We start from the raw sequence: 8,955 nt of genomic DNA on the forward strand, positions 1-8,955 counted from the left end.
ATAAATCACTTCCACAGATATGTACAACACTTAGATGATGAAAATATTGAAAAAACATCTAATAAAGTCGAAAATTACTACAGACAAACCAATCCAGAAATAATTAAGAAATTATACAAGACTAAAAATGGAATTCTAACATTTTTAGACTATCAAATGAAAAATTGGACTGAAAAACATCTAAAAATCAAATAGGCCTATAAAATTTTACAGACTCTAAATTAAAAAAAAATTATAAAAATTTTTTAGCTTCCATAATAAACTCTTCAGATTGAATTAAACATTTAAATGCTTCCTGTTTATCAAAACACAAAATTAGATTAAAAATTTTGCGCCACATCCTCGGATACCAAAAAAAAGAAAAAAAGGAGAAATTGTCCGAAAAACCATTTTTAGACAATTTCCTCATAACATGATTAGGAATGGAAGGTCAACAAAATTGGAGAATGTGGAGGTTCTACTTATGTATGGGATCTCTTGGCCAATGAATGCCTCTTCCCCAACTAATACGGATCCAACAAATCCTCCCATTGCACCTGATAGCGCAGATCCTCCTATTACAAACAGACATGTTTTCAATCTATCATAATTGACATCATACTTAGCTGAAATGATTTCAACAGCAGTAAATGTACCTATGGCTGCGCCTGCTGCACATCCTACAGCTATACCTACTAGTGGATTAGCAGTAATAACACCCGCAAGAAAACCAATGGCAAATGAACCTGCAATGGACGCAATAGTCATCCAAGTGGATGTTGATGCAGACATGCTTTTAGCAAAATAAACAATTGAATCATCATTATTATCTTCAGTAATGTTTACTTTGTCAATCATTACAACTCCACCATCACCTACGCACACATTGTCTCCTTTTCCATATGCAGTGTTTTCTTCGAATGTACAGTTGTTTAATTCCAAATAACCTTGGTTGAAGATTGCACCACCGTTTTTCGCATAATTATTTGTGAAACTGCAGTTGTTACAGATTACCACACCAGTGTTTAGCATTGCTGCACCCCAATCTCTATCAGCAATATAATTCATACGGTTATTGTTGAATTTGACATTGTTTAAGAAACAAGTACCCTTTAAACATTTAACAGCAGTATTGAAATTAACAATAGTCAAACCATTGACAACAACTGTGACATTATCTTGATCAATAACAATCCATTTTTTCTCACTACGGTCACCGGCTCCACCAATGATTGTTGAACCATTACCCATGATTGTAATAATATCGAAACCCATATTTTTTACGTTCAATGTAGTGGTGGGAGAAGATATTGATAATTTGTCTGTAAAAATAATTCTCAAACCGTTGGTTAATTTCCGGGCATCTTTGTCTTTGTTGAACCATAAACCGGATGATTTTGTGTTTAGGGTTGATTTATAATCTTCTTGTTTAGAAATATACTTTGTAACGACCTGTGCGACGTCGAATTTGTAGTTTCCATGGATTGCTTTATCGAAAATCTGATTGATGTTAATCACATTGTAAAAATAAAATGATTTGATATAATCAAAAGTTTTGGAATCATGTCTGGAAGGAGTTGTTAATTGATGTGGGACTATGTTCAATTTGGAAGTTTGATGTGCGACTATGTTCAATGTGAAAGTTTTGGATACATTGTTATAGTCAGCATAATAACTGAGAATATCATCAATTTTTATGATACCATTCGTCATAATGGACTTGTATATTAAAGGCATTATATCTATCAAGCAAGATGTACGGGTACTAAAATCACCATAGACATCGACATTATGGCATTTGTAAAAGTAATTGACATCCATACCTATTGATTTCCCATCAATAGTAGGGCGTGAGTTTTCAAAAGTAGCATTTACAAAATAAATGTTTTTGCGGTTGCGGTCAACATATATTGCCTCACCTGAAAGTTGTGATTGGGAACGTACAAATTGACAATTGGAAATTGTATTGTTTGTACCTCCAATGTATATTGCACCACCGACTCTTTTTGCAATGTTATTTTCAAAAAGACATTGGGATATGGTACCATTATTTCCCATCCAAGTGACTGCACCACCGTTTACAGAGAAGCCATTACGAAAAATGCATCCATTAATGACCCCATCATTTCCATACCAACTTATTGGACTATTATATTCATATTGGCAATTTGTAAATTTCAAATTATTGATTGTCACATTGTTTCCCGTAATATTGAATATTGCGAAGTCTTTAGATCCACCTGCATCAATGGTATGACCATTACCATTGATGATGATATTGTCTTGGGAAATAGTAATTATATGATTACTGTCTCCACTTGATATTGTAGGTTTCAAATATTTACTGAGTATATTGCCTATGAATGTTTGGCTTTTTCCGCCAAATTTGTAATCCTTTGTAATGTTATAAACACTGTTGGAGGTAATGTTTTGAATATCTTTATTCAAATCATCATATGTTCCAGGTGCAGCATTTTTAAAATTGGTGTTTGGAGAACTACTGTGAACGTCGACAGCTACTGCACTATTTTCATTAAATATAGTCATATGACTATTGTCCATATTGACTGTTACAGTTGTATTATCACTTGCACATACACAAGAGATGCTCATTAAAATGAATACACATAACAGCATTAAAGATAATTTTTTCTTCATAAAAAATCCCTACTTATATAGTAACTACCATATTATGATTTAATCTACGTACCATATAAGTATTTTCGCAAGTAAGCGCTTACATTAGCTTATTTTTTAATATAACATTATAATTTAAGTATATTTACAAAATTACAGAGCAATACCAGTAGTATTAAAAGATTTCATAAGAAAACACATCATCAATCACTTCCACAGATATGTACAACACTTAGATGATGAAAATATTGAGAAAACATCAAACAAAGTCGAAAATTACTACCGACAAACTAATCCAGAAATAATAAAGAAATTATACAAGACTAAAAATGGAATTCTAACATTTTTAGACTATCAAATGAAAAATTGGACTGAAAAACATCTAAAAATAAAATAGGCCTATAAAATTTTACAGACTCCTTTTTTTAACAAATAATATAAAAATAGCAATATGTATAAAAGGAATTGAAAATAACCTATCCTAACCAGATAGATTAATTCCTTCTATAATAATTCAGGTTATTGAAGTTTTTAGAGGCTATTCGCCTGCTGATTTTAATTCATTGCATAAATCAACAGCTTTTTTAGCCGCTTTTTCCATGGATACTTCAAATGGAATTCCGGCTTCTTCAAGAAGTCTTTGACCTTCTTCTTCATTAGTTCCGGTTAATCTAATAACAATATGTATTTTTCTGTCAGATTGTTCCAAAGCCTTAATTACGCCACGAGCGACATCATCTGCTTTTGTGATTCCGCCCAAAACATTTAAAAATACAACTTTAACAGGATCATAACTCAACACAATATTTAAAGCCTGGTTAATAATCTGTTCTGAGGCCCCACCACCAATATCCAGAAATGTTGCCGGTTCACCACCGTTAAGTTTAATCATATCCATTGCAGTTAACGTTAAACCTGCACCATTACCAATTACGGCAATGTCTCCATCCAATTTAACAAAATCAACTGCTTTTTTCTTATAGTGCAATAAGTTTACTAAATCCTGATGTCTGTATAATGCATCGTTTTCAATTTCAAGTTTTGCATCAGCAGCGATTAATCCATCAGGAGTCATTATCAATGGGTTGATTTCAGCTACCTGACAGTCATATTTATCAAAGACATTATATAATTTCCAAATTACATCACCCATAGGAGCAATTAATTCAGAAGGCACATCCATCTTACGGGCAATTTCACGAGCTTCATAAGGCAAAAATTCAATTAAAGGTTGTGGATAGTATTTAATGATTTTTTCAGGATTTGTTTTTGCGAGATTTTCAATTTCAACTCCACCCTCTTTACTTGCCATAATAAGAGGTCTTCTTTCAGACCTATCAATTGAAATACTTAAGAAATATTCCTGTTGAATATCTGCTTTTTCTTCGATCAATAAGTGTTTTACTTTTTCACTCTTAATTTCCATACCTAAAATTTCATCAGCAACTTTTAAAGCTTCACCAGGATTATCTGCAAATTTTACACCACCTGCTTTACCTCTTCCACCAGTCAATACCTGTGCCTTTAATACAACTGGAACCCCCATTTCAGAACAGACCGCCATTGCCTCTTCAGGGGAGTATGCCACATGACCTTCTAGAATCTTAATTCCTTCTTGACTAAAAACTTTTTTTGCTTGATTTTCAAAAAACTTCATATTATACACCTAAATTAAGTTATATCCTGCATTAAATGCATTAATATTCTTTTCTTCAGTCCCTGCCGGAACACTATCTTTAATTGCTTCAATAGCCGCATTTTCAGATATGACGCCAGTAATTTTTGTAATAGCACCAACCATTACAATATTTGCAACGATTTTAAGACCAATTTCATCGTTAGCAGTTTTTGTAGCGGGAGCTTCATAAACCTTAATATTATGCTGGTCTATGAACTCACGCACATCTTCAATATCAGTAGTTCCCGGATCGACAATTAAAGTACCTTCATCTTTTAAATCAACAATATATTTAACTAAAGCCTCATTAGACATAGCAACAAATATATCCGGACTTTCCACTTTAGGATAATCAATTATACTATCGCTAACTACTACTTCACATTTAGAAGCCCCTCCACGAGCTTCAGGACCATAAGATTGAGTTTGAACGGCTTCATTATTATCAAAAATACTTGCGGCCTTACCTAAAATAATTCCTGCAAGAATTACTCCCTGACCTCCAAATCCACCAATTCTAATTTCGGTTCTCATTATAACTCCTCTTCATATGCTGAATTGATTAAAGTTTTTTTACCAAATTTCTCTTCACTAATTCTTTCAATATTTTCAGTGAATTCAGGTTTTTGTGAATTAGCAAATTCTCCAACAACGATTTTTCCTTCCAAATCTTTTTTCCTCATCCTATCAGCAGCAGATTTAAATACAGTATTCATTTTTAAAGTTACTGCCATAGCTGTCGGAGTTCTAAGTTTATTTTTACGACCATAATAAGTTGGACATTGAGTTACAACCTCAATAAATGAAAAACCAGGGTTTTTTAAACCATCCTTAATAGCTGAAACCAAATTTTCGATTTGGATTGTAGTCCATCTTGCAGAATATGTTGCACCTGCAGCGGCTACGAGTTCAGCCAGATTAAATGGAGCATCCATATTTCCATAAGGAGCAGTAGTTCCAAAACTGCCTTTAGGAGAAGTAGGACTGATTTGACCACCAGTCATTCCATAAATGTTATTATTAATACAGATGACAGTCAGATTAATGTTTCTTCTGGCCGCATGAATTAAATGGTTGCCTCCTATTGATGCACAGTCACCATCACCAGTGAAAACTACAACATCCAAATCCTTATTTGCAGTTTTTAATCCGGTAGCAAAGCTTAATGCCCTACCGTGTGTAGTGTGCAAGGAATCACAATTCATATAACCCGGAATTCTTGAAGAGCATCCTATACCAGAAACCATTGCAATATTATCAAAGTCCATTTCTGCCTTTTCCATCCCTGCCAAAAAAGCACTCATGATAGTTCCATTTCCACATCCTGGACAGAATATATGAGGTAATCTATCTTCTCTCATATATGGAGTAAATCTATTTTCCTCTGACATTTAATTTCCCCCTATTTCATTAATTTTAGACAATATTTCATCTGGAGTCGGCATTGTTCCTCCAATTTGACCTATGAGATGAACATTAGCATCCCTTCTTAAAACACGGTCAACCTCATAAAACATTTGACCTAAGTTCAATTCTACAACAAGAACACTTGATGCACTTTTAGTCAATTCCTTAACCTGATCTTCAGGGAAAGGCCATGGAGTATCAATTTTAATGTATCCTACCTTTTTGCCTTCAGCCCTAGCTTTTTCAACAGCTTCAGAAACAGATCTCACAGGAGCCCCATATGATACAAGAACAGTTTCTGCATCTTCACAGTATTTTGATTGTACTGAACAAATCTTATCACGATTATTTAATATTTTATCACATAATCTTTGAACCAAATCATCATGAACGTCTGTATCGTCAGTACTTGGATAACCTCTCTCATCATGAGTAAGACCAGTAACGTGAATGTTAAATCCTTGACCAAATGAAGGCATTGGATTTGTACCGTTTTCAACATTCTTAAAATGCAAATGATTTTCTTTGCCTTCAGGCATTTGTCTTGCAACTATTTCAATATCATCATCAATGACAATTTTTTCTCTCATATGCCCAATAATTTCATCAGCCATTACAAATACGGGTGTTCTGAATTGTTCTGATAAATTAAACGCCTTAACTGTGAAATCAAAGAATTCCTGAACACTTGATGGAGATAAAGTTATTGGTTCATAATCCCCATGGGACCCCCAACGAGCCTGCATCATGTCTCCCTGTGCAGCCCTTGTTGGCTGGCCTGTTGATGGTGAACCCCTTTGAACGTTGACAATAACAATAGGAGTCTCTGTAATGAATGCATAACCTATATTTTCCTGCATTAAAGAAAAACCTGGACCAGATGTTGCAGTCATTGACTTTGTTCCTCCCCAGGACCCTCCAATAATTGCTCCTGCAGATGCGATTTCATCTTCCATTTGAACAAAAGAACCTCCTACTTTTGGAAGTTCGCGAGACAAAGTTTCTGCAACTTCAGTGGATGGAGTAATAGGATAACCAGCAAAAAATCTACAACCTGCTTTTAGTGCACCTTTTGCACAAGCTTCATTTCCTTGAATAAATAATTCTTCTGACATTTTAACACCTATTTCTTCCCATTAGTAAATTTAGGATTGAAAGAATTACCTTCTTTTCCAACCCACCAGTTTTTATCAATATCAACTGTAATAGCTTGATCGGGACAAATTACTTCACAAACACCACAGCTGGTGCACCTATCTTCAAACTTGACATAAGGAAGTAAAACTCCTTTCTTATTAGCTTCAGAAGATATTGCATAGACATTTTTATAGCACATAAATAGGCAAAGGTGGCAACCTTTGCATAAATCCTCATTAATTATAATCAAATTTACAATCTCCTAAACAAATCATTAAACTATAATATGTACTATATTTGTTTTCAAACATTTAAATAACTTATTGAAAATTTAATATTTTTATAAAAATGAAATATAATATTTACAAAAAAAACCCTAAAAAAAGAAAAAGAAGAGAAGTGGGTAACTTCTCTTATGCAGTGACTTTTACAGTGTTTGCAATGATTGAACCATTATAACTTGAAGTTATAATATATTCACCAGGCATTAAGTTAATGTTTAATTTTGCCGTACCTGAACTGTCAGTTACTCTGTTGTAGAATACACCGTTAATGTTAAAAGTTACAGATTGTTCAGCGTAAGGTTTTCCTTGACCGTCAACCAAAGTTGCCTTAAATTGAGTTCCGTCACGATATTTCATAATAATATTAGTAGCATTCAAAATAGGCAATACTTTGATGTTGTTGGACACAATGGAACCTTGGTATTCAGCAGTTATGACATAGTCACCAGGCTGCAAGTTAATGTTGATTTTAGCGATACCTGATGCATTAGTTTGTCTTTCGTAGACAACACCATTGATGTTGAATCTGACAGTTTCACCAGCTCCAACAGGTTTACCATCATCACCTAAAACTTTAACTGTGTATTGAGATGCATTTCTGTAATATTTAGTAAGATCTGCATTTTCAGTGATTCTAGACAATACAGTAATGTTATTAGCAGTACTCTCACCAGTAACTACGTTTATTGCAGTGACTACATATTCACCAGCACCCAAGTTAATATTCAATTTTGCTAAACCTTTATCACCAGTAACATTACGGTCATATATTATACCATTGACGTTAAATCGGACAGTTTCACCCTCTTTAAGGTAATTACCTTCGCCGTCAAGGAAAGTAGCCCAATACTGAGTTCCGTTTCTGTACATTTTAGTAATGTCAGTACCGTTAACAGTAGGTAAAACAGTAACTGTTGCATTAACAGTAGTGTCATTGTAGGTAACAACAACCGGATATTCATTGGAGTTCAAGTTAATAGCAATAGATGCCTGACCTTTATCATTAGTAGTTCTGTTATAGTCTACACCATTAATATTAATTGTTACGGTAGCATTAACAATAGGCTTACCTTTACCATCAGTCAGATTTGCAACAAATCTTTCTGGACCGTGGAAGTATTTAATCAGATTCTCAGCACTCAAGACGAAATCAGTTTCAATTAAAATAGGATAAACAACTTCAAATCCAGCGTATTTATCATTTCCACCATATATTATAGTTGCATTGTAATCGCCAGCAGGAACATCACTTAAATCAAAGCTTGCAACACCATAGTTAATAGGTGCAACAAGAGTTTCCTCACCAACAAGCAATGTTGCATTACCTGTAGCATCTTCAGGAAACGCAACGTTTAAAGTAGTATCATTTAAAGTGATTACAATATCATATGGAACTTTAGATACGGTTACAGTAATTGTAGCATTGGAAGGCAAGTACTTGTCATTACCTCTGAAACTGACAGTAACAGTAGCGCTACCTTGACCAACAGCAGTAACAACACCTTTACCATTTACAAGAATAACACTATCATCACTGACTTTGAAAGATAACTTACCCGCATTGGAAGGCATCAAACTGACAACAGGATCAGCCACATCATCAACTTTCATGTCCAAAGTATCATTTTGAATGAGGATTTCAGTAGGTATTCTACTTACAGTAACTGTAATAACTGTTGAATTAAGTGCATAAGTTTCATTATCACCAACGTTAATAGTAATATATGCAGTACCCTCTTTTATTGGAGTAACTAAACCATTATCGTTAACTTCAACAACTCCGGAATCATCAGGAACAAAAGTAACATTCAAACCTTCAGGATCAGTAGTATA

6 protein-coding genes and 3 pseudogenes are annotated in these 8,955 nt (G+C 34.0%); 2 read left to right on the top strand and 7 right to left on the bottom strand.

All coding sequences use genetic code 11. From position 1 onward, the window contains the following. A pseudogene (locus tag ACKI3Q_RS07625) lies at positions 1–195 on the top strand (transposase); the annotation flags it as partial. A 210-nt stretch (positions 196–405) separates the two neighbouring features. On the opposite strand, the gene ACKI3Q_RS07630 reads toward ACKI3Q_RS07625, so the two are convergent. Next, positions 406–2,637: a hypothetical protein gene (locus tag ACKI3Q_RS07630; protein WP_407415841.1), complete on the bottom strand. Its 2,232-nt coding sequence runs from the start codon at positions 2,635–2,637 to the stop codon at positions 406–408. 121 nt (positions 2,638–2,758) lie between these two features. Here ACKI3Q_RS07630 and ACKI3Q_RS07635 point away from each other — a divergent pair. Next, positions 2,759–3,013, top strand: a pseudogene (locus tag ACKI3Q_RS07635) (transposase); the annotation flags it as partial. Positions 3,014–3,154: 141 nt separating this feature from the next. Here the strand turns inward: ACKI3Q_RS07635 and sucC are convergent. The 6 genes and pseudogenes from sucC to ACKI3Q_RS07665 all read right to left on the bottom strand — a co-directional run. Next, the gene (sucC, locus tag ACKI3Q_RS07640; RefSeq protein ID WP_407415843.1) at positions 3,155–4,273 is read right to left on the bottom strand and encodes an ADP-forming succinate--CoA ligase subunit beta; all 1,119 of its coding nucleotides are present in this window, start codon (positions 4,271–4,273) and stop codon (positions 3,155–3,157) included. Between the two features lie 9 nt (positions 4,274–4,282). Then, on the bottom strand, positions 4,283–4,828 hold the full coding sequence (locus ACKI3Q_RS07645) for a 2-oxoacid:ferredoxin oxidoreductase subunit gamma (RefSeq protein WP_407415845.1): 546 nt from the start codon (positions 4,826–4,828) through the stop codon (positions 4,283–4,285). Further along, entirely contained in the window at positions 4,828–5,685 is an 858-nt protein-coding gene (locus ACKI3Q_RS07650; protein WP_407415847.1) for a 2-oxoacid:ferredoxin oxidoreductase subunit beta, read from the bottom strand. Before ACKI3Q_RS07650 ends, ACKI3Q_RS07645 begins: the two co-directional genes overlap by 1 nt. Further along, a complete protein-coding gene (locus ACKI3Q_RS07655; protein WP_407415849.1) occupies positions 5,686–6,816 on the bottom strand; it encodes a 2-oxoacid:acceptor oxidoreductase subunit alpha in 1,131 nt (376 codons plus the stop codon). Between the two features lie 8 nt (positions 6,817–6,824). Beyond that, positions 6,825–7,088 (bottom strand): ferredoxin family protein, encoded by a 264-nt coding sequence (locus tag ACKI3Q_RS07660; protein WP_407415850.1) that lies wholly within the window; start codon positions 7,086–7,088, stop codon positions 6,825–6,827. Between the two features lie 163 nt (positions 7,089–7,251). Continuing rightward, positions 7,252–8,955, bottom strand: a pseudogene (locus ACKI3Q_RS07665) (hypothetical protein); the annotation flags it as partial.

It is taken from the genome of Methanobrevibacter sp., from assembly GCF_045636185.1.
GTDB lineage: Archaea > Methanobacteriota > Methanobacteria > Methanobacteriales > Methanobacteriaceae > Methanocatella.

Bases quoted from the DNA above. Each gene is read 5' to 3' on its own strand.
- ACKI3Q_RS07645 (WP_407415845.1), bottom strand. From the start codon at position 4,828: ATGAGAACCGAAATTAGAATTGGTGGATTTGGAGGTCAGGGAGTAATT.
- ACKI3Q_RS07630 (WP_407415841.1), bottom strand. From the start codon at position 2,637: ATGAAGAAAAAATTATCTTTAATGCTGTTATGTGTATTCATTTTAATG.
- ACKI3Q_RS07650 (WP_407415847.1), bottom strand. From the start codon at position 5,685: ATGTCAGAGGAAAATAGATTTACTCCATATATGAGAGAAGATAGATTA.
- ACKI3Q_RS07655 (WP_407415849.1), bottom strand. From the start codon at position 6,816: ATGTCAGAAGAATTATTTATTCAAGGAAATGAAGCTTGTGCAAAAGGT.
- sucC (WP_407415843.1), bottom strand. From the start codon at position 4,273: ATGAAGTTTTTTGAAAATCAAGCAAAAAAAGTTTTTAGTCAAGAAGGA.